This window comes from Leptolyngbya subtilissima AS-A7 (assembly GCF_039962255.1).
Lineage (GTDB): Bacteria > Cyanobacteriota > Cyanobacteriia > Phormidesmidales > Phormidesmidaceae > Nodosilinea.
The window spans coordinates 744,887-766,343 of sequence record NZ_JAMPKY010000001.1; the positions used below are offsets into that span (position 1 = coordinate 744,887).

A 21,457-nucleotide genomic window follows, 5' to 3' on the forward strand; every position below is an offset into this window, starting at 1 on the left:
CCGTTTCCAAAAGCAGGAGATGTATCGAAGAGGTTTATGTAAATAGCGTAGATGTGCCTTGAATAGGCGGACGTAGTCTTAGAACTGAATGGGAACTCTATAGAGGCAGATAGAACGCCTAAAAGGAGTTTCTGGAGTTATGTGGAGCTGTATTACTGTAAATTTCATCACACAAATGCAGGCTTCAGGATGGTCCTGGTAGTTGTGCTGTCTAGACAGACTTGGGGCTACATGAATATATGTAGTGCGGGCAAGCGGTGCCCAACTCCAGCGATCGCCACTACGGCTTTGGGGTCAACTTCTGCCGCTGGCTCTCCCTGGGCCTGAAGCGCTGCCGCTGCTACGTCAGCCACCCGTTCAGGGCCGCTCTGGTGCAGGGCGTTCAACCAGGCCCAGCCACAGTCGACCAAGCGCTCTACATCAATGCCTCCATAGGTAGGTTCAAAAGGGCGCAGGCGGTTCACCCCTTCCCCTAGCAGAATGCTGGCCCCTTTCCAGTTGCGGTTGCCCAGGTGATAGAGCCCCACCGCAATTTGCAAAATACCTTGGTAAAACGGCTTTTCGAGGGTGTTGGCCTCCATCCAAATGGCTTCGAGTACGTCGTGGCAGGCATAGTACTCGCCTTGGTTAAACAGAGCAACACCTTCCCCCAGGCGGGGATCAACACTATCGCTAGACATATCGACGGCCATAACTATGGGGGAACTGGCCTAAAGGGATAGTTCCATCCTAAGGCAGAGGTGTTATCCTCCACTGTGAGTGTGAGGTGTGAGGAAAATTAACATGGTAAGTTCTCCGGTAAGGCCGACGGGCACGGTACCTGTCAGCCAGCAACTCATTGATACTGAGACCGTTGTCGAGCGATCGCCGAAGGGATTGGGCGGCCTACAACTTCCCGCCGGTCCTCTGTTTGGCACCGATGGCATTCGTGGCAAAGCAGGAGATCTGTTAAATGCTCCCCTGGCCATGGAAATTGGCTACTGGGCTGGGCAGATCATGCAGGCGCAGGGCTTGACCGACGGGCCGATTATTTTGGGCCAAGACTCCCGCACCTCTGGGCACATGCTGGCTACTGCCCTCTCCGCTGGGTTGACCTCGGCGGGGATAGATGTGTGGCACATTGGGCTCTGCCCAACCCCCGCTGTGGCCTACCTAGCTGAGTCGTGCCAGGCTCTGGGCGGCATTATGATCTCGGCTAGCCACAACCCTCCAGCCGATAACGGCATTAAGTTTTTTGGCGGTGATGGCACCAAGCTGGCTAGCAGCGTGCAGTCTGCCATTGAAACGGCTCTACGGGGTCAGGCGACATCGCTCGCCCCTGGATCTAGTTGGGGGCAGTGTTATTACCGCCCTGAGCTAGTCAATCGCTACGCCAGCTTCCTGCACGAGCCCTTGCTGCCCGGCCTCGATCTGGCGGGCATGAAGGTGGTGCTCGACATGGCCTGGGGTTCCGCCACTCGCTTGGCTGAGCAGGTGTTTGTGGAGGCCGGGGCTGAGGTGATTGCCCTGCACGGTGTTCCTGACGGCGATCGCATCAACGTCGGTTGTGGCTCGACTCACCTAGAACCCTTAAAGGCTGCGATTCATGCCCACGGGGCTGACCTGGGGTTTGCCTTCGACGGCGACGCCGACCGGGTGATGGCAGTGGATGCCCAAGGTCGCGTGGTCGACGGCGACTATATTCTCTATCTCTGGGGCAAGCGGCTGCAAGAGCAGGGTCGGCTGCCCAACGACACCCTGATTTCTACGGTGATGGCCAACCTGGGTTTTGAGCGCGCCTGGGAAAAGCTAGGCGGCACCCTGGTGCGTACCCAAGTCGGCGATCAGCATGTGCATAGCGAAATGGTGCTCCGGGGTGCCAAGCTCGGAGGCGAGCAGTCGGGCCACATTCTCTGCCACCACTACAGCCTGACCGGCGACGGCATTCTCACCGCCTTGCACCTGGCGACTCTAGTGCAAACGCTGGGTGGCTCGCTGGCGGCTCTGGTGGATGACAGTTTCCAGACCTACCCGCAGAAGCTTCAGAATGTGATGGTGGCCGATCGCGATCGCCGCCTCAACTGGCAAGACTGTACCCCTGTTTGCCAGGCTGTTGAGGCCGCTGAGCAAGCCATGGGTGACGCGGGTCGAGTGCTGGTACGCCCCTCCGGCACCGAGCCGCTGATTCGAGTCATGGTCGAGGCTGCAGACGCAAGCTTAGTCGATCGCTGGACTCAGCATATTGTGCAGGCCGTCACCCAGCATTTGGCAGTGTAGCTACCAAGATCCCTAGGCTTTCCCAAAACCTAAGGATCTGAATCTGCTCAAGTAAAAAGCCAGGTGTTTCCCAATCAATTGCCCAATTTTAGGGCTAGTCAGGAACAGCTGAAAAACCGGTATAGCGGCCACGTTTAGCCAAAATACAGCGGCCACCATGGGGGCAGATAGACGGGGATGTTTCCCTCATCTATCTGCCCCTTGATTGCGTTTGGAGCCTAACGATGGTGGCAAGTTTTTTCAGCCTGATGTTGGTGATAATTTTGCTGGGCATTTTTGGCCTCGCCCAGTGGTGGCAGATCCCTGTGGGCAACTTCGCCGACTGGGTTGTGGGCTTGGCCAGCTTTGGCTGGCTGCTAACGATTACCACCGTGCCCTGGAATATCTACTTTGAGGCCAAGGGAGCGCTGAGCGAAGCAACCCTGTCGGCAGAAAATGGCATCGCGGTAGACGATCGCCAGGTTGACTACGTGCGATCGCTAGCCCGCTGGTCGCTGCGGCTTGTCCTTGGGCTGCACCTGCTCACGGCCCTGGGCCTCTACCTGCTCGCCAGCACGGGCGTTAGTCAGCTGGGCTACTGGGGTTCGGTGGCGGCCCTGCTGCTTAGCGGCCTGCGCCCTGCCCTGCGCACCTACCAGTATTTTGCCGCCCGCATTGCCGCCATTCAGCAACAGTTTAAGTATCCCCGCGAAGATGTGGTCTGGCTGCGCGATCGCCTTACCCAAGCCGAAACCAAGCTAGAGCAGCTCACTACCCAGCTTGACACCGAAGACCCCGCCTCCTGGGCCGCCACCGAGCAGCGCCAGCGCCAGGCCCTGCGGCAGGATCTTACGGTTCTCGCTACGGAAGTTATGACCCTAACTGCTACTAATCAGACGGAGCACCAGCGATTGGCGTTAGAAGGACAACAGGCGATCGCCCAGCTCAGCGCCGACGGCCGGTTTCTAGAGCACGTGCGCGAAATTATTCGCTTCTTTAAGGCGGCGTAGAGAAGAGAAAGTAATGGGGTGATGGAGTCTTGGGGTGATGGAGTATGAGGAGTAAAACAGTCCCCAGAGTTCCTCCTCACCTATCCACCCCATCACGCATTCCCACCCCCAAGATTCGCTATAGTGATTTCCCAAGCCAGAAATACCTTCACTTCTATGATCGACACTACTGACCTCAAGCGCGAGCTGGACGAACTCACCAATCGCCTGGGTAAAACCCAGGAGTATCTTTGACATTCCTGCCCTCAAAGCCCGCATTCAAGACCTGGAACAGGTTGCTGCCCAGCCCGAGTTTTGGGATGACCAAAGCAAGGCCCAAGACACCCTGCAAGAGCTGAGCGACTATAAGGCCAACCTCAGCCAGCTCACCACCTGGCAAAGCAGCCTCGACGATACCATTGCCATTCTCGAGCTGCTGCAAGAGGACCAAGACGAATCTCTTTTTCAAGAAGCTCAGGCCACCGTTACCAGCCTCAGCCAGGAGCTCGATCAGTGGGAGCTTCAGCAGTTGCTCTCTGGCCCCTACGATAAGAAAGGAGCTGTACTCACCCTCAACGCCGGGGCAGGGGGCACCGACGCCCAAGATTGGGCCGAGATGCTGCTGCGCATGTACACCCGCTGGGCCGAGCGCCAGGGGTATCAAGTGCACCTGGTGGAAATATCCGATGGTGAAGAGGCCGGACTAAAATCAGCCACCTTAGAGATTACTGGACGCTACGCCTACGGCTATTTGAAGTCTGAAAAAGGCACCCACCGCTTAGTGCGAATTTCGCCCTTTAACGCCAACGGCAAGCGTCAGACCAGCTTTGCCGGGGTAGAGATTATGCCGATTCTCGACCAAAATATCGAGCTAGATATTCCCGAAAAAGATCTGGAAATTAAAACCTCGCGCTCGGGCGGAGCCGGTGGGCAAAACGTTAACAAGGTGGAGACAGCGGTGCGCATAACCCACCTGCCTACAGGCATTTCGGTGCGTTGCACCCAGGAGCGATCGCAGCTACAAAACCGCGAAAAGGCCATGATCATCCTCAAGGCTAAGCTGCTGATTATTGCTCAAGAACAGCAGGCCAAGGCGATCGCCGAGATTCGCGGCGACATGGTCGAAGCTAGTTGGGGTGCCCAGATTCGCAACTACGTGTTTCACCCCTACCAGCTGGTCAAAGACCTGCGCACTGGTGTTGAGACGACTGCCATTGAGGATGTCATGGCCGGGGAGCTCGAGGCCTTTATCCAAGCCTATCTGCGCCAGGAGAATCAGGTGCTGCAAGAGCAGACGGTCTAGGACGTGGAACGTAATCTAATGGAGTCAGCTGCCGGTGTGCCCTCCTAACAGTGCCCCCGCTACCCACTCAGAAAACCCAGTACATTAAAGCTATCTAGCACTGCGACGTTTCCTATGAGCCAAGAGCAACCCACCCTAGACCCGACTGCGACCCCGCAGCCCTCGCCAACCGCCTCTACTGAAGCGCCCCCCAGCTTTGTCAAATTGGCCATGCGCAACATGGTTAAGAAGGGCGGCAAGTCGCTGTTTCACTTCTCACTGACTGTGACCGCTCTGCTGACTCTGCTGGTGGGTTTAGCCTACCTAACCCGCTAGCCATGGCTACAACTCTTTCTCCTATGCCGACCCTAGAGGTGGCCCTAGACCCAGAGCATCCCGAGGCTGAGGTGATATCTACCGACGAGTGGGAGACCTGGTTCACTCAGTGGGGTCAGCAGATGGCCCTGGAGGGGTCGCCGATCGGGTCCTACGAGCTATCGCTTAAACTGACGACCGACGAGGCGATCGCCGCCCTCAACCACCAGTTTCGCCAGCTCGACCAGCCCACCGACGTGCTCTCCTTTGCCGCGCTCGAAACCGATTTTCCTCAGATTGACGAAATTTTAACTACCGAGCCCCTTTATTTGGGCGACATTATTATCTCCCTAGACACTGCCGCTCGTCAGGCAGCAGAAGCGGGTCACTCCCTGCGCTGGGAGACAGCTTGGCTAGCTGCCCACGGCTTCCTACACCTGCTGGGCTGGGATCATCCCGATGACCCTAGCCTGGTCGCAATGCTAGACAAACAAAGTGAATTGCTCGCTACTGCTGGGTTAAAGTCTGAAGAAGTAGGCTAAATTAGCCCTGATTCGTTCTCCACGGTACGGTATAGGGGCATATCGCCTAATGGCTTATATCAGTAGTTGTCTATGACCCTCTATAGCGAAAAATCTGAGACAGCGGTGTCGGTGCCTGAGGCTAACCTCAGTCCGGTAGACCGCTCGCTCTCTTGGAAGGTAGCCACAAATCTACTAGTGAGCTTCAGATATGCCTGGCAGGGGGTGGCTTATGCCTTTCGCACCCAACGCAACTTTCGCATTCACGTAGTGGTGGGCAGCTTTGCAGTCAGTTTGGCGATCGCCCTCAGCCTCGCCCCAGTAGAACTGGCGGTGATTATTCTCACCTGCGGCATCGTGCTCACCATGGAGCTGATCAACACCGCCCTAGAGTCGGTGGTCGATCTCACCGTCGAGCAGACCTACCACGAACTCGCTAAGATTGCCAAAGATTGCGCCGCAGCCGCCGTGCTGATCTCGGCGCTGATTTCGGTGTCGGTCGCCGCCTGTCTGCTGCTGCCGCCGCTGTGGCAACTCCTGCAACCTAAGTTCTTTTAGCCTTAGCTTTCTCAACCCCATTCTGCCTGCGCCCATGATTTTGGTCATCGACAACTACGACAGCTTCACCTACAACCTGGTACAGTACCTAGGCGAACTGGGGGCCGAGCTACCGGTGGCAGGCGACCTGCGGGTGTTTCGCAACGACGAGATCACAGTGGATGACATTACCGCTCTCAAACCCGACGGCATCGTCATCTCCCCTGGCCCTGGCACCCCCGACGACTCAGGGGTTTCGCTAGAGATCATCGAAAAGCTTGGCCCCACCCTGCCAATTCTCGGCGTGTGTCTAGGCCACCAGAGCATCGGTCAGGTGTTTGGCGGCAACGTGGTGCGCGCCGCTGAACTGATGCACGGCAAAACTTCTCCCGTCTTCCACACCGGTCAGGGCGTATTTGCCGGTCTAGAGAATCCTTTTTTGGCTACCCGCTACCACAGCCTGGTGATCGATCGCCCCACCTGCCCCGAGACCCTCGAAATCACTGCATGGGTCGAGGATGGCACCATCATGGGCGTGCAGCACCGCGACTACCCCCACCTGCAAGGGGTGCAGTTCCACCCCGAGAGCATTCTCACCGAGTCAGGCCTACAAATTTTGCGGAATTTTTTGGTATCGCTGCCGGTGCCAATCGCAGCCTAGTTGCAGCGTAGAGACAATGGCGGCTAAGAATTACTGAGCAGAATCTGGCTGAGTCCTCTGCTGTTGGTCTCCCATCCGCCTCCAAGCCGACCCGCAGCTACAATTAGAGCTAAAGCTTTTCCGGGGTTCTCAGCCATGAGCGTTACCAAAAGCCCAGTTCGCTGGACCACGAAAGACATCGAAGCGCTCCCTGAGAATGAGTGGGTTCGCTACGAGATTATCGACGGAGAGCTGTTTGTGACCAGGTCGCCTCACCACAAGCACCAGCAGCTGGCTGGCCGTATTTTTGCCGCGCTAGATAACTGGGCTTTCAGCTCTGGCCAAGGCGAGGCATCCATTATGCCGGGGCTGATTTTCTCCGATGCTGACAATGTTTCTCCTGATGTAGTCTGGGCAAGCACCGAGCGAATAGCCCAAATTCAAGACGAGGCGGGCCACTTCCAGGGGGCACCGGAGTTGGTCATCGAAGTGTTATCGCCGGGTAAAGCTAACGAAGACCGCGATCGCTCCGCCAAGCTTAAGCTCTACTCCATCCAAGGCGTCTTGGAATATTGGATTGTCGATCGCACGGCGCAGCGCATCGAGATCTACTGTCGCGAGCAGGCTCAGTTAGTCTTAGTTGCCACCCTTTTAGCCCAGGACACGATTACCTCAGACCTGCTGCCGGGATTTGCCTGCGAGGTAGCCCGCTTGTTTGCAGCGCGAGGTTAACCAGCAGTAGTAGAATACGAACACGGTATTAACGTTTGTAACAGAATCTCTCAGGAGTCAAGCATGGGCCGGAAACAGGCGATCGTGATTGGGGCTGGGGTAGGCGGGCTATCCATGGGTATTCGTCTGCAAAGCCTGGGGTTTGACACCACCATCGTTGAGGCACTGGATGCCCCTGGTGGGCGGGCCTATGTGCGCCGCGAGCAGGGCTTTACCTTCGACATGGGGCCGACGGTGATCACGGTGCCCCACTTTATTGAAGAGCTATTTTCGCTGGAGCGCGATCGCGCCAACCTGACTGCCGAAGATTTTCCCTCCACCATCCTCGATGAGAACAAGCGCATCAAAGAAGGGATTTCTGGTGGGCCCAACACTAGCCGCTACGTGCAGATCGTGCCGATTCTGCCCTTCTACCGCATCTACTTTGACGATGGCACCTTCTTCGACTACGACGGCGACGAAGCCCATACCCACGAGCAGATTCTGGCCCTGGGCGAACCGGGCGATCTAGAGGGCTATAAGCGCTTCCACGAGCAGGCCCGCGCCATCTTTGAGCGGGGCTTTTTAGAGCTGGGCTACACCCACTTTGGCGATGTCGGCACCATGCTCAAGGTCGCTCCTGACCTGCTCAAGCTCGATGCCGTGCGCAACCTGTTTCGCTTTAGCGGCCGTTACTTTAAAAGCGACAAGCTGCGCCAGGTGTTCACCTTTGAGCCGCTGCTGGTGGGCGGCAACCCCCTGTCGGTGCCTGCCATCTACGCCATGATCCACTTTGTCGAAAAAACTTGGGGCATTCACTTTGCTATGGGCGGCACTGGGGCGCTGGTGCAGGGCTTTGTGAAAAAATTTGAGGATCTGGGCGGCAAGATCAGGTACAACGCGCCGGTCAGTAAAATCAACGTCATCCGCAAAGACGGCAAGAAGGTAGCCACGGGCGTCACCCTAGGCGACGGCTTGACGATGACGGCCGATGCCGTCGTGTCGAATGCCGACTGGGCTACCACCTACGGCAAGCTGATCGAGCCCCAGTACCGCTTTTGGAACAGTGACCTGCGGGTGAAGGTCTCCCAGCAGTCGATGTCGGTGTTTGTGATCTATTTTGGTTTCAAGGCTGACGGCAACGAAACCGAGAAGCTGCGCCATCACAGCATCATTCTTGGCCCCCGCTACGAAGAGCTGCTCAAAGATATCTTTGGCCGCAAGATCCTTCCTAAAGATTTCTCCCAGTATCTGCACCTGCCGACCCTCACTGACCCGTCGCTAGCGCCTCCTGGACATCATGCGGCCTACACCCTAGTGCCCATGCCCAACAACAAGTCGGGCATTGACTGGTCTGAGGTGGGCGATCGCCTGCGCGACATCGTCTTCGACTTCCTCGATGAACGTGGATATCTGCCCAATCTGAGGGAGCGGCTGGTGTGCCACAGCTACATCACCCCCGACTACTTTGAAAACACCCTCGATGCCTACGCGGGCAATGCCTTTGGCCTCGAACCTCTGCTGGTGCAGTCGGCCTTTTTCCGGCCCCACAACCGCAGCGAAGACATCCACGGCCTCTACCTGGTAGGGGCAGGCACCCAGCCCGGCGCTGGCACTCCCAGCGTGATGATGTCGGCCAAGATGGCGGCGCGGCTAGTGGCGGAGGATTATGGCGTAGATGATGCGATCGTTAGTGGTCAGGCAAGCCCCGAGCTAAGCATCCGATAGATCAGGACCAGTGTAGGGTGGGCAGTGCCCACCCTACACTGCGGGTTTGCTCAACATACCCGCTCCTGTAAGCGGTGCATTGCGGTATACGACTAGCCTGGGAAATGCGCAGGGTTGGGGGCCGCTAATGCACCCTACACATCCTTGGGTGTCGGCAAACCCAAAACTGCCAAATCCAATATCCGGAATTGGTACGTCCAGTTCTATGGCTGGCTCAAAATGAGGCAATAAACCGGCGGGTTGCGGTCTACACTAGGCTAGCCAAAGCTATACGTGCGGGAGTGAGAGTGCAATGAAACGGCGACAACTACTGGGTTATGCAGGGGCAGGGTTGGGTGCCACCCTGGGGCTAGGGCTAGTTGGCTCCGCAGCCCAGGCTCAGACCGCAGGCATCACCATTCGCAGCCTGGGCCATACGGCCTTTCTCTTCACCGGCGGCGGGCGACGCATTTTGGTCAACCCCTTTCGCCGCATTGGCTGCACTGCTGGCTTCCCCTCCCCGGCCGTGCCTGCCGACCTGGTCATGATCAGCAGCCGCCTGTTTGACGAAGGCTATCTGGAGGACCTTCCCAATGAGCCTCGCGTGCTCACCGACCCCGGCATCTATGACTTTGAGAACCTGAGAGTGCAGGGCATTCTTACCCCCCACGATCGCCAGGGCGGGCGGCGCTTTGGCAACAACACTGTCTGGAAATGGACCCAGGGCGGCGTCACCATCGTCCACATGGGCGGAGCCGCTGCACCGCTGGGGGTAGAGGAGCAGATTTTGCTAGGCCGCCCAGATATTATGCTGGTACCCGTGGGCGGTGGCCCCAAGGCCTACACCCCTGCCGAGGCGGTGCAAGCCGTGCAGGTGCTAAAGCCCAAAATTGCGATTCCGACCCACTATTTGACGACGGTTGCTGGCGAAAGCTGCGAACTTTCCCCCGTGGACGAGTTTCTGAGTCTGATGCAGGGCACTCCAGTCACCCGTGCCGCCAACGGTTCCTTGAGCTTGCGCCCCAGCGACTTGCCCAGTCAGGGAACGCGGATTCAGGTTTATCAGTACCCTAGAGCGTAGGCTGCTATTAAGGACGTAGGGGTTTAAGGTATCAGGTACAGGGTGTAGGTTTTCCCCTAAGCCTTTACCTAACCCCTTCCACCCATCGACCCTTTCACCCATCGACCCTCCGCCATGACCTCCTCCTACGCCCACCGTCGTCAGCGCGCCATGGACCTCATTGGTGGCGGCACGGCCGTTTTTGCCAGCGCCCCTCCGGCGGTGATGCACAACGACGTAGACTACCCCTTTCGTCAGGACAGCAATTTTTACTACCTGACGGGATTCAACGAGCCGGGCGCGGTGGCCGTGCTGGCTCCCCACCACGATGAGCACAGGTTTGTGCTGTTTGTGCGCCCTAAGGATCCTGAAAAAGAAACCTGGTCGGGCTACCGAGTCGGGGTAGATCTGGCCAAGGAGCGCTTTGGGGCCGATGAGGTCTACCCCATTGGCGAGCTCGACGAGCACCTGCCCAAGTATTTAGAAAAGGCCGATCGCCTTTACTACCACTTTGGCCATGACCAAGCTTTGAATAACCAGGTAATGCGCCACTGGCAGCGGCTGCTGGCCACCTACTACAAGCGCGGTACCGGCCCGGTCGCCATCGAAGACGCCAGCCTAATGATGCAGGCCCTGCGGCGGGTGAAGTCAGCAGAGGAGTTGGATCTGTTGAGAAGGGCGATCGCGATCGCCGCCAAAGCCCACAACCACGCCCGCGACATCACCCGCCCCGGTCGCTTTGAGTACGAAATTCAGGCGGAGATGGAGCACATCTTTCGTCTGGAGGGGGCGATGGGGCCAGCCTACACCTCGATTGTGGCCTCGGGGGCCAACGCCTGCATTCTGCACTACGTCGAGAACAACTGCCAGATGCAGGAGGGCGACCTGCTGCTGATCGACGCGGGCTGCGCCTACGACTACTACAACGCTGACATTACCCGCACCTTTCCGGTGGGGGGGCGCTTTAGCGATGAGCAGCGAATTTTGTATGAGCTGGTGCTGGAGGCGCAGCTGCGGGCGATCGCCGCCGTTAAACCCGGTGCCCCCTTCAACGAATTCCACGATGCCGCTACCCGCACCATTACCGAGGGGCTAGTGGAACTAGGCTTGCTGGCGGGCAACGTGGACACCCTGGTCGAAGAGAAGAAGCACAAGGCCTTCTTTATGCACGGCACTGGCCACTTCTTGGGGCTAGACGTGCATGACGCGGGCATTTTGCGCAATCCCGATAAGACCTGGCAGCCGTTTGAGGTCGGCAACGTGGTCACGGTCGAGCCGGGTATCTACATTTCCCCCACCTATGAGCCGGTAGAGGGGCAGCCCCAGATCGACGATCGCTGGCGAGGCATCGGCATTCGCATCGAAGACGACGTGTTGGTGAACGAAACCGGCTGCGAGGTTCTAACCGCTGCGGTGCCCAAAACACTAAAAGATATGGAACGTTGAGGACTTTGTGAAACCATGATTGGCACTCAATCAACCGCAAAAACGGTCTTCCTCCTAGTCTCCATGGTGGGTTGGCTGCTGGTGGGAGCGGCCATGATGTATCTCTTCCCGGCGATCGCCGATGGGCTGGTGGGCAGCGATCTCACCCATTTGTGGATGACAAATCTCGCCCGCAGCGGCTACAACCCGACCCTGGGCTGGGTCGGGGGTGGCATAACCCTAGCGCTGACAGTAGCGGGTAACTGGGTGTGGTATCAGTACTTTAACGGTAAGCGTTAGGGCGATCGAACTAACTTTTTAGGTTTGTTGCGGGAATTTGTTATTATCCGATTCCCCTAAATGAGCTGGCTATAGTGGGAAAGCTCGATGAGGGCTCACGGCTTTAGCAAGACTCTAATGGCATATCCAAAACCAAATTCCCAGCCTCTGCAAACCCACTTTATCTATCGACAGCAACTCCACAGCAGTCTAGCTTTGGCGGCGGTGTTTGCTTCTCTGCTGGCTGGGTGCGACAACAGCAGCTCCACTATCAGCGACCAAAACGCTGAGGAGGCGATTCCGGCGGTGTTTTACGAAACCACGGAGCAATGCGAAGCCGACATTACCAAACAGCAGCAAGAATATCAGGTCTTACTTGAGGCCCATCAGCAGAATCAACTGGCTCAGCCCCCCACTCCCCCCGTGATGAAGGTTGAGGACTGCGCACCACAGATGCAGGCCGCTCAGCAGGAACACGATCGCACCGCTCCGGTCTATTCCAGCCTGGCAGACTGCCAGGCCGAAGGGGTACAGTGTGAAACCACGCCCGCCAACGCTGAAACTAGTGGCTACCGGCCGGCCTATGGCGGCACCTTTCTCTACCCCTATAGTTCTCCCAGCTTTGTCTATCTCAATTTTGGTGGCACCAACCGCAGCGTCTATCAACCCCACACCGTCTTCCGCAGCAGTCAGCCCGGGCAGGTAGTTACCCCCCTCGGACGCACCGTTCCCCAAACCAGCCCCGGGCCGGTGTCGGTGCCGCGCCACACCAGTGTAGTCGCCCCCCAACGACCCACCGGCACCGCAGCTAGGGGCACCATTACCGGTCGCAGCAGCCAGGGATTTGGCTCAACCTTCAAAAGTACGGGTAGGGGTGGAAAGTAGTCGCTTATGAAACCCTTCAAGGTAGTTCGACGTCGCAACTGGCAGCAGCACATCCAAGCCAACGCATACCAAACTGAGGTATTGAGCGACCCAAAGCAGCAATATTGGGTCGAGGCCCTGCCCCAGCCCTTTGCTCTCCAGTTTGATACGCAGGAAGAAACTGCGATCGCATCTGCCACCGAGCAATTGTGGCAGATGTGCGTAGAGTTTTTAGACTGGTTCTTCACCGACCACGAGCCGGGGGATGTCGATCAGCGTTTAGCCAGCTTACAAATTCGTCCCGATTACTGGCCAGCGATCAAGGCTAGCTGGGACCGCACCGACCCAGTAGAAGACCTCTCCCTCTGCACTCGATTTGATCTGGTGGTTACCGAAGACGGTCAAATCAAACTGATCGAAATCAACGGTGAAACGCCGCTGCTGGGGGCAGAAACTATTTATCAGTGGAACTGGTTGGTCGACTACAAGCGCAACCACCAAACTGGCTCATTTCCCCTACCCAACGACGCCAGCCAGTTCAACGAGTTTTGGGACATGGTAGCTGGTCAATGGCGGCGCATCGCTGAGGCCTACAACCTGCGCCAAACGGGCATCTCCTTCCTAGTCGATGAGAACCTAGAGGAAGATCTAGAAATGGCCATGCAGCTGATCCAGATCCTCCACGACGAGGTGGATAGCGACATCTACACCCAAATTGTCTACCTACGGGGCCTCCAAGATGAGCAGGGCCAAGAGGTGCAGCGGGGGCTGGGGCTAGATGAAGAAGGCTATTTCGTCGATCACGTGAACGATCGCATTCCAGTGCTGTGGAAAATCTACGACTGGTCTGACATTCAAAACGATATGGCCAACGCTCAAGCAACCCCTGTTCTGGCTAATCGTCTAGAGGCTGGAGATATCAAGGTGATCGAACCCCTCTGGAAGCAGGTGCTCTCTAATAAAGGGGCCATGGCCCTAATGTGGGACCAGTTCAAAGCCTCTGACTATAGCCCCTATTTGTTAGCAACCTACTTCGACAGCGACATTTCCCCTGAGGCCACAAAGCTGATGTTGGAGATGCACGTCAAAAAGCCCATGCTGGGGCTAGAGGGGGTGGGTACCTCAATTGAAACGGGGGTCGGTGAACTGGAGAAACGGGACACCCTAGGCTACGGTTCAGAAGGGTTTGTCATTCAAGACTATATCGAACTTCCCCAGGCCTTTGGCTACCACTACATGGTCGGTAGCTGGGTCATCAACGGCGAGGCAGCGGGCATCATCCTGCGCGGAGACACCTCGCGCATCACAGGACGCCACTGCCTGATCATTCCCCACATTGTCTCCGATGATGGGCTCTATATTGCCGGTATTTAGAGCGAGGACAGGCTACAGTTTTTTTACGGGTGAGGTCGATGGTATTGGCACGCAGGCCCAAACTGGGGCAAAACCATTGGGTTCTAGATCAGATTCTCCCTTTCGATCACTCCATTCCAGAACAGTATTTTGCTCATGCCCCCAACGGGGTTTGGCAAAACTTTTGCAGCTTGCTCAGCCGAGACGTCTATTCAGAAGGAGACTCCCAGTCGTTGTACGACTATGTGATGTCGCGCCAAGCAGAAATGTCAGCAGACTTTCTAGCCATGCTGAGGCTCTGGCTGGCCGATGAACTTAAACATTACGAAGCCCTGCGACGCACCTATCACTGCCTGTCAGGGGTAAGTTTTGTTGACATGGATCGCTGTTTCTCAGAACGGGTTCATGACTTTGATCCGTTGCAAATCACCCTGCAAGACGAATTTACGCTGCTGGTGACGTTGATGTTTGATGAAATTGGCTCCGTCTACTCCTACCGACGAGATTTGGCCGAATATTATCAACATTTCGGGCCAACTATTCAGAAGATCGGCCACCATCTGGTCAAAGACGAGGGTATGCATTTCAACAACGCGGCTGAACTGCTGTTGGCCCATCACCAGCATCGGCTGAGGGACGTTAGGGCCTTTCTAGAGCAAATTTCCCAGCTGGAAGGTAGCCTAAAGACCTACTACAAAACTTTTTTTCTAGATCACGCCCAGGAGCAGTATCGATTTCCCAAGCACTTTAACCAGGTCATTATTCGCGTTATCTTGGCCCGCCTAGGGTTGGGCCAGCAACCCACGTCAAAAGAACTGAAAGAGCTCTGGCAGTGGGTACCAGAGGGGCATAGCTTGGTACCAATCTTCGACGCCGCAACTCGGCGTCATGCCGCTGCTGTTAGCTAGTCGTTTCACCTCGTGGGCCAGCTTGTTTGCGGCGGGGCCTGCTGCTTTGCATCTAGGGGCAGCGATGCTGGGTTCTCTTCTCATCACCGAGTGGGTCGTGGCGCACTCAGCCAATCGAATGTTTATTCGCTGGGCTAGCGGTCATTGCCATCAGTTATTGCTCTCAGTCATCGTCTCGATTCCAGCACCCCCACGGCTTTCAGCCTTGCCACAGTGCCCCGTCCCGTACAAAACAGCACCGTTACTAATCTCCGCCATCCTATTGCAGCAGTTGATTTAATTAGGACACTTTGACAACCAAAATTCTCGGGTAGGGGCGTTGCACTGCAACGCCCCACATCGACGTGTCCTAACCCAATAGACGCTCGTAGTAGCCTGTGGCTCAAGTCTGAACCAACACCGCTCCTCTGAGGCTGTAGACAGCAGTTCGCTTGGGGACTGCCCCCTGCCTTACTGCAACGAGCTTCAGAACTGCTTTGGTCTTGAGCCTTAAAGTGACTTTGATACAGGTAGGAGCACGGGGCTTAACAGAATAGTCCAGCTCTAGTCCATGCGGTGTGACCGCATCCAATCGACCAGATTTCACAAAAAGGGTTGAAACGTTCCTATCCTCTGCTAAGATATGAAACTGCAAATGCAAAACGGGCGATTAGCTCAGTTGGTAGAGCGCCTGCCTTACAAGCAGGATGTCACTGGTTCGAGTCCAGTATCGCCCATATCTGTTGTTGTACGTTCGCACGCTAAATGTCGCGATTCGCAGATTGATGTCGTTTTTCGCACAATCGTGTCGTTTTGGCAGAAATTCTCTATCGAGATAGACAGAACTGCGCTTCGCAAATTAGATGTCGCTAATTGCTCCTGAAGATGAATCCAATTTAGATTTGGATCCATCTCTTGAAAATAGATCGTTCAGCTATTTACCCATCCAAATTATGAACGAGTTGGCGTAGCCCTTATTGTTGTAAGGCAGGCGCTCCTTTCAACCCTCCTCTGTCTTAGATGGTCTTAACTTATGCGGCGACCCCTTGCTGAGAGAGCTGATGCAACCACAGTCCTACTGTCAATGTAGGCTGACGGCCCAGCTTTATTGCGCCCTTTCAACCCAACCACAACTGGGAGGGCTGATGCGACCAGCGGGCCGAGTCATCCCGGCGCTGCCGGAACTCCAGCTTTCAACCCAACCACAACTGGGAGGGCTGATGCGACTATCTCGGCCAGCGGCTCTAGCAGGGTCGTCATGCTCACTTTCAACCCAACCACAACTGGGAGGGCTGATGCGACGGTAGTGTAGGTGGGTCGTGTTTACTGAGGAGTTAAGCTTTCAACCCAACCACAACTGGGAGGGCTGATGCGACTCCGCAGCGCAAGATCCTTGATGTGAGCAGGTTCCAGAGCTTAGTTTGGCGAACCTACTCTCTGTGGCTTTAGTCCGACTAGGTTGGAGACTACTAGCTCTCGCTAGATATCTTTCGAAGATAGCCTAGACAAGCCTTTCAGGACTTTGGCAAACCCCCTAGGGATTTTACCCTTGCTTAGGTTTGCCAAAAAATATTGGGGGAGGGTTCCTCCTTGATCGGAGGCGATTCGGTAGCCACCACTCCAGTTGTTCTACATCACTAAGGATGTAGAGGTTCTGTACCCTCACAAGGTGAAGGCTTTACTTCCTTTGCCGGGTGCGCACCTAAGCTACATTAGAAGAGAACACTCAACTAACCTAGCAAACCACCCATTCTCAGTTAACTGAGGTGGGCAGCGGCTTCAGAGTACATCCTTTGACGGGGTCGCGGAACGCGCTCGTTGGAAGCGGACAGCTACCAGGGCCGGAAAGAAAAGCTGTTGGACAACAGCCAAACTGACCCTCATTTTTCACAGTTCAGCGGCTTTGAAAAGCATGAACTGCGGCGCTAGAGTTCATCATATTCCATTTTCTAGGTACAGGAGTACTGGCAACCTATTTTGTTGCTGCCTGACGGCGGTAGTAAGCCGATAGAGCAACATTGCGGGCAGTCTCTTGGGGATTGTCTGCAACCAGTGCGGGAACAACCTCAACTGGAATGCCCAGCTTGGCAGCTTTGCTTTTGATCAGCTCTGCTAGCTGGTTGTAGCTCCAGTGGTGCAAGCGCAGGCTAGCAGCGCGAGCATAGCGCTTTTGGGCCGCTACCGAACCGACAATCTTGATAGCGGCTTGGGCTCGGAGCTGGGCTTCTAGTTTGTCTCTTAAGCCTCTGGTCTCGGGCAGCACGATAGCCGACACCTGGGCTTGGTAGGCGGCATCTACAACCCGTTTAGCCAAGACTTGATTGAGATAGTTGCCTAAGTTGGCTTCTTGGTAGGGAGCATAGTGCTCCCGTTTTAGGGCTTTATGGCGTTCATGGTTATGGCGCTGTTGCTGGATCTTTTGCTGTCGGAGGAGATGGGACTGATCGGTTTTGGCATTGGTGGTTTTGAGCAGTTGCCGAGTTGATCGATAGTAGAGGGATTGTTTGCTCCGTAGATCGACCACGGCTAGAGTGACGGGGTGCTGCAAGGCAAAGCTGACGCCTAGGATTAGGTGGGGTTGTCCTTCGTGGGGCTCCCGACTGGGCAGGGGAATAGGATACTGCTCGATAGGCTGGAGGCGATTTAGATGTCCTTGGCGTTGTTTCGCGACTTTGCTGGCAGAGTCGGGTGGGTAAAGGTTGGGGTTTTGAGTGCTGTTGAGTTTTTTCTGCCGCTTCTGCTCGATCCCCTCACGGGTTAAAAGCTGGGTATCAATCTGGCAGTGGAGGTAAAGGTAGTTATCCTGCCAAGGATTCCCGGTAGGTTGGTGGGATGACTGGTTAGCTGGTTTCCAGAGCAGGCTGGCGGTACGGAGGAGGAGAAGGCTGCCGGAGATGGGGCCTTTGCCACGCTTGTAGACATCCCAATCCTGTACAAACCGCTGGAAGTAATGATGCTGTCTGCGATCACACTGCACCTTAAACACATGTTCGCCCAGCCCGTTGAATTTGACGCAGATTTGTTGCTTGGGCGGTTTACCTTTACCTCGGGGTCTTTCTTCCACAAACCAGGTCAGGTCATTATTGCTGCCATACAAGATGGGATAGGGGAGGGGATTGGGTTTCCTTAGCAGTTGGGCCTTCCACTGAGCTAGCTCTGCTGCGCTGTTGGGGATCTGGTGAGTGAGTAATTCCAGGGCTTCCAAAAAGGTCTTATCGGTCAAGTCTCGGCCCTTGGGGAGTCTGCTTGCCAGCTGTTCTTCTAGGCGCTTAGCGGCTTTTTGCTTGCTCAGCAGCATGTGCTGATAGCGTTCGGGCTTCTCTGGTTTTTCTAACACTGCACAGCCATTCTTGAGCAAATGAACAGCGACACAGCGGGTTAGCAGAGAGGAGGATTCGTCGTAAAGCTCAAAGAGCTGATTGACTAACTGGCGTTTTGAAACGGTTCTGTCACTTCGTTCGCGCTGCTGTTGGCTGCCTCTACGAGACAGAGGAAGTTTGGGCTGGTCTGCTTGAAGCTGATCTATGACCCTCTGTAAGATTTCCTTTGCGCTGGCCCGAAAGGAGTCCCAATCTAAACTGCATAGTTCCAATATATCGGCATCGCTCTTCAGGATGTCGATCCAGCGTTTGAGACCATCAAGCCGCTGCTGGCGGGACGCTTGGAGGGCAAACCAGGCATCGTAGGTATAGGCCACAATCATTGCAGCAGAGCTATAAAAGCGGCCTGGCTGGCCGGAAAAGCGCTCATCTTGCCGGAGGGATGCACAGAGATCGCGAATTGCCCTAGCAGGAATCTTGCCAGCTTGTCTCCAATTTTCGAATTCAGTTTGGAGAGGGATAACCTGCATTAATTCTGAAACCAATGGTGTGTTGAAATGAGCCATCAAATTCCAGACATATTGTCGGGTAGCTACTAAAGCTGTCAACTGACACTGAATTGTGATAACACCCATGAAACCCTATCTTGAAGAAAGATTGCCTCAATGCGCTTTGTGGTTAAGCAGATGCTTTTCCCTTTGAAACTCAAAAATCCCAACTCTCCGCTGAAACTTAGAGGATAGATATTCCAAGACGAAATACTTTTGGAGATCGTCATCAACCTTACGAATAGGCAATGAATCGACCGTAGCAAAGCAAAAGATATCGATTTCCATGTAACTTCAAAAGCCTATGGAGAGAATTGGAGTTAGCAATTACTCCTGCTACTTCTGACAAGGCTTAGTTGCCTTAGTCCTTCAAAAATTAATCTTTGCTTTAACTTTAGATCTGTCAAAGACAACTTCTCCTCCTGCATATCTCTGACTTTAAGGACACCCAAAAATCGGGAAGGTGCATCTAGCTTTTCTTCCGTATAAGCAAGAATATGGGTTATGTTGTTTGGGTCATAGCGAAGTCTTACCTTGTTTATTTGGGGATCCAAAAGGCAATCTCCCTGATAAATTTGATTAAAAATTTGCACAAAGCCAGGTTTTTGTACCCTTCTCCCCGATTCTTGCTTCAGAAGGCATAAATCAAAACTTTGCTTATCAGGTACGTCGGGTTTGACTTCGTCTTGAATTTCATCAACAGATTCATCCGATGGTAGCTTGGGCGACAGTTCGCTCATGGCAAAACCTAAATCAGCAGTTTTGTTGGATTCTACACTAGCTGAAAAAATGATTCTCGAAATTGGCAGGAATCATAAGATATTCTTGAGGGATATTTCTCAAAGCAAGTGGCTTAAAAAACTGACCTTGATTATTCTGGCGTAAAGTCTGAAAAGCCTGTAGTTCAAGGATATTGACTATAGATAGGTATACAAAGCTAAAGGATTTGTTTGCTTCCCCAAACGACCAACTATCTTGATATAAGTTCGTTTCATTTTTTGCTTACCAGTGAATGATTTGGCTTAAGCTGTCTGCCGCACTAAATCATTAGTTGGCTTGGTAAAATTGACTATCTGAATGTTCAGATCGAGATAGATCGGATGGTCTACGCTTAAGATGATAGGCTTTCTAAGCGACATTGGAGGAATTTAATATGCCAGAGGACTAATTTGGTTTGAAAGCTCTTGTGAATATACGTCGATAAGCAGAACTTATGACAAACAGGATTTTAGCCCCTTGCATAGAAGGAAAGCATTTCTTGTGTGTAGTCTCAACTACAAACCCAGAAGAACCCTAACCATAATCAATCAGGGGCCTAGGTAGTCCATTATCTCAACCAACTTCTCTTTTGCTACAGTCCAGTGGTCATGCGACAAATGACTCAGATTTACCAGAACTGAGCTGTAGTCCACGATAAACAGGAAGTCATTCTCAGTAATTGTTGCTGGGAACCAGTCGCCCTCGACAACATATTTCTTCTGAAGAGCTTCCAGGTCAAATGTTGCGGTCTCTACAGCAAAGGCATACAGCCCATCGAACTGGCTCCCCATTGCCAAGGACGTAAGCTGAAACTGAATACCCTGGGCGGAAACTAGGGGCTCAGGTACCTGCCGGTGGTTCGCGTCTCCGTGTGCAGCAGCGGCAAGGCTCGCTATTTCCTTAGCCGCAAACTTCAGCCTATTCTGAGCGTCCTTGACATAAGAGCTGAAATCGACCTCTATCCCCCTTGCCTTCAGCTCTGAGTCGAGGTTCTGAGTTACCAGATCTAAGGAAGTTTTGAGCAGAGCTGCATCTGTCAGCCTCTCAAACTGGGCCTTCTCCAGCATGGTCTCTTTGACCAACTCGTTGAAGGTAGCATCAACGACCAGGTTGTTATGCCGCTCCTGGTTGCGTAGCAAGTCAATCAGGTTATCGAACAAGTAAGCCCCATTAGGGGAGTACAGAAACTTCATAACAAAATCTCCGTCAGATAAACTTGGTACTGGTTAGTGCCCAGAAAGGCTGTCGCCACCAAAAGCCCTCTGATAGAGCGCGTGTTTAGCTCTGAGCAGGCAGAGGTGTAAGAGGCCAAGCGGATAACCTCCTCGTCTATGGTTCGCTGGAGAGCTACTAGAGAGCCTGTAGAGGCTTTGGACTCCACCAGGTAGATCGCGCCATCGAGTGCGACCATCACGATGTCTGGATAGTCCTGGATAGGGCGGGCTAACTTACGGCAGCGATACAGTCGCTGAGCCAGAAATCCAGAAACCCCCTCCCCAATGCCCGCCACTGCTGTCTTGCTTGGGGATACAGAATGATTTTCACTACGACTGTAGAACAGAGGCGGGTAACCCGGTGCCAGAAAGTGCCCGCCGCGATAGGTAAACCAGATGTTGAGTTCCTCCAACGGGTCAAATACAACCTGTTCGGAGTACCGCCAAACACACCCTCGCAACACATCCTCGTGAAGCTCTAGGGTCTCCGTGGATCTATAGTCCACCAGACATTGACTGAGTTGTTGCTGGAATCGTAACTGTAGTCCCCGCCGACTAGCAGAGGCTTTAGCAATGGCTTGCAGTGTGGGAGATAACGAAATCTGTCGCCGTGAAATTGAAAGGCTAATCACTAGGAGTAACACGATAGACCTAGCCTCAAGTTACTCAGGTCTTCAGCGTTTGAACCCCTTTACCTATCACTGTGATAGGTCATCATCTTGATCCACTGGTGGACAAATGTATTTTCTGTACCGTCTGAATCCAGGAGGCAGTTTGTCGTAGTGCTTCAATAAGAAGTGCATCTCCGCTA

20 protein-coding genes and 1 tRNA gene are annotated in these 21,457 nt (G+C 54.5%); 16 read left to right on the forward strand and 5 right to left on the reverse strand.

Annotated elements, in window-relative coordinates:
• Positions 1-227: 227 nt before the first annotated feature.
• Entirely contained in the window at positions 228-692 is a 465-nt protein-coding gene (locus NC979_RS03360; protein WP_190523706.1) for a DUF309 domain-containing protein, read from the reverse strand.
• A gap of 91 nt (positions 693-783) precedes the next feature.
• Here NC979_RS03360 and glmM point away from each other — a divergent pair, with 91 nt between their 5' ends.
• From glmM to NC979_RS03440, 16 genes are all read left to right on the forward strand, one after another.
• Positions 784-2,256, forward strand: a complete 1,473-nt coding sequence (gene glmM, locus NC979_RS03365; protein ID WP_190523707.1) for a phosphoglucosamine mutase — start codon at positions 784-786, stop codon at positions 2,254-2,256.
• 224 nt (positions 2,257-2,480) lie between these two features.
• The gene (locus tag NC979_RS03370) at positions 2,481-3,245 is read left to right on the forward strand and encodes a hypothetical protein (RefSeq protein ID WP_190523708.1); all 765 of its coding nucleotides are present in this window, start codon (positions 2,481-2,483) and stop codon (positions 3,243-3,245) included.
• Positions 3,246-3,401: 156 nt separating this feature from the next.
• A protein-coding gene (gene prfB, locus NC979_RS03375; protein WP_199309017.1) for a peptide chain release factor 2 occupies positions 3,402-4,527 on the forward strand; the annotation gives its coding sequence in 2 pieces (ribosomal slippage) (positions 3,402-3,476 and positions 3,478-4,527; 1,125 coding nt in all).
• Positions 4,528-4,641: 114 nt separating this feature from the next.
• Positions 4,642-4,842 (forward strand): DUF3285 domain-containing protein, encoded by a 201-nt coding sequence (locus tag NC979_RS03380; RefSeq protein ID WP_190523709.1) that lies wholly within the window; start codon positions 4,642-4,644, stop codon positions 4,840-4,842.
• 2 nt (positions 4,843-4,844) lie between these two features.
• On the forward strand, positions 4,845-5,363 hold the full coding sequence (gene ybeY / locus NC979_RS03385; RefSeq protein ID WP_190523710.1) for an rRNA maturation RNase YbeY: 519 nt from the start codon (positions 4,845-4,847) through the stop codon (positions 5,361-5,363).
• A gap of 72 nt (positions 5,364-5,435) precedes the next feature.
• The gene (locus NC979_RS03390) at positions 5,436-5,900 is read left to right on the forward strand and encodes a diacylglycerol kinase family protein (RefSeq protein ID WP_190523711.1); all 465 of its coding nucleotides are present in this window, start codon (positions 5,436-5,438) and stop codon (positions 5,898-5,900) included.
• Between the two features lie 34 nt (positions 5,901-5,934).
• On the forward strand, positions 5,935-6,540 hold the full coding sequence (locus NC979_RS03395; protein WP_190523712.1) for an anthranilate synthase component II: 606 nt from the start codon (positions 5,935-5,937) through the stop codon (positions 6,538-6,540).
• A gap of 135 nt (positions 6,541-6,675) precedes the next feature.
• Positions 6,676-7,251 carry a Uma2 family endonuclease gene (locus NC979_RS03400; RefSeq protein WP_190523713.1) on the forward strand — a complete coding sequence of 192 codons (576 nt, stop codon included), beginning with the start codon at positions 6,676-6,678 and terminating at the stop codon, positions 7,249-7,251.
• A gap of 63 nt (positions 7,252-7,314) precedes the next feature.
• Positions 7,315-8,958, forward strand: coding sequence for a phytoene desaturase family protein (gene crtI / locus NC979_RS03405; RefSeq protein WP_190523725.1), 1,644 nt, complete (start codon positions 7,315-7,317; stop codon positions 8,956-8,958).
• Between the two features lie 292 nt (positions 8,959-9,250).
• Positions 9,251-10,018: an MBL fold metallo-hydrolase gene (locus tag NC979_RS03410; RefSeq protein WP_190523727.1), complete on the forward strand. Its 768-nt coding sequence runs from the start codon at positions 9,251-9,253 to the stop codon at positions 10,016-10,018.
• Positions 10,019-10,132: 114 nt separating this feature from the next.
• Entirely contained in the window at positions 10,133-11,443 is a 1,311-nt protein-coding gene (locus NC979_RS03415) for an aminopeptidase P N-terminal domain-containing protein (protein ID WP_190523729.1), read from the forward strand.
• 15 nt (positions 11,444-11,458) lie between these two features.
• Positions 11,459-11,722: a hypothetical protein gene (locus NC979_RS03420; RefSeq protein ID WP_199309018.1), complete on the forward strand. Its 264-nt coding sequence runs from the start codon at positions 11,459-11,461 to the stop codon at positions 11,720-11,722.
• Between the two features lie 117 nt (positions 11,723-11,839).
• On the forward strand, positions 11,840-12,586 hold the full coding sequence (locus tag NC979_RS03425; protein ID WP_242024187.1) for a DUF1190 domain-containing protein: 747 nt from the start codon (positions 11,840-11,842) through the stop codon (positions 12,584-12,586).
• 6 nt (positions 12,587-12,592) lie between these two features.
• Positions 12,593-13,939, forward strand: a complete 1,347-nt coding sequence (locus NC979_RS03430; RefSeq protein ID WP_190523731.1) for a glutathionylspermidine synthase family protein — start codon at positions 12,593-12,595, stop codon at positions 13,937-13,939.
• Positions 13,940-13,983: 44 nt separating this feature from the next.
• Positions 13,984-14,826 carry a hypothetical protein gene (locus tag NC979_RS03435; protein WP_348253521.1) on the forward strand — a complete coding sequence of 281 codons (843 nt, stop codon included), beginning with the start codon at positions 13,984-13,986 and terminating at the stop codon, positions 14,824-14,826.
• 643 nt (positions 14,827-15,469) lie between these two features.
• A tRNA-Val gene (locus NC979_RS03440) sits at positions 15,470-15,542 on the forward strand.
• A 1,235-nt stretch (positions 15,543-16,777) separates the two neighbouring features.
• Here the strand turns inward: NC979_RS03440 and cas12k are convergent.
• The 4 genes from cas12k to NC979_RS03460 form a co-directional block, all read right to left on the reverse strand.
• A complete protein-coding gene (gene cas12k / locus NC979_RS03445) occupies positions 16,778-18,760 on the reverse strand; it encodes a type V CRISPR-associated protein Cas12k (RefSeq protein ID WP_199309019.1) in 1,983 nt (660 codons plus the stop codon).
• Positions 18,761-18,993: 233 nt separating this feature from the next.
• Positions 18,994-19,413, reverse strand: a complete 420-nt coding sequence (locus NC979_RS03450) for a Mu transposase C-terminal domain-containing protein (RefSeq protein ID WP_190523738.1) — start codon at positions 19,411-19,413, stop codon at positions 18,994-18,996.
• A 567-nt stretch (positions 19,414-19,980) separates the two neighbouring features.
• Positions 19,981-20,625 carry a hypothetical protein gene (locus NC979_RS03455; protein WP_190523740.1) on the reverse strand — a complete coding sequence of 215 codons (645 nt, stop codon included), beginning with the start codon at positions 20,623-20,625 and terminating at the stop codon, positions 19,981-19,983.
• Entirely contained in the window at positions 20,622-21,152 is a 531-nt protein-coding gene (locus NC979_RS03460) for a hypothetical protein (protein ID WP_190523742.1), read from the reverse strand. Before NC979_RS03460 ends, NC979_RS03455 begins: the two co-directional genes overlap by 4 nt.
• Between the last annotated feature and the right edge of the window lie 305 nt (positions 21,153-21,457).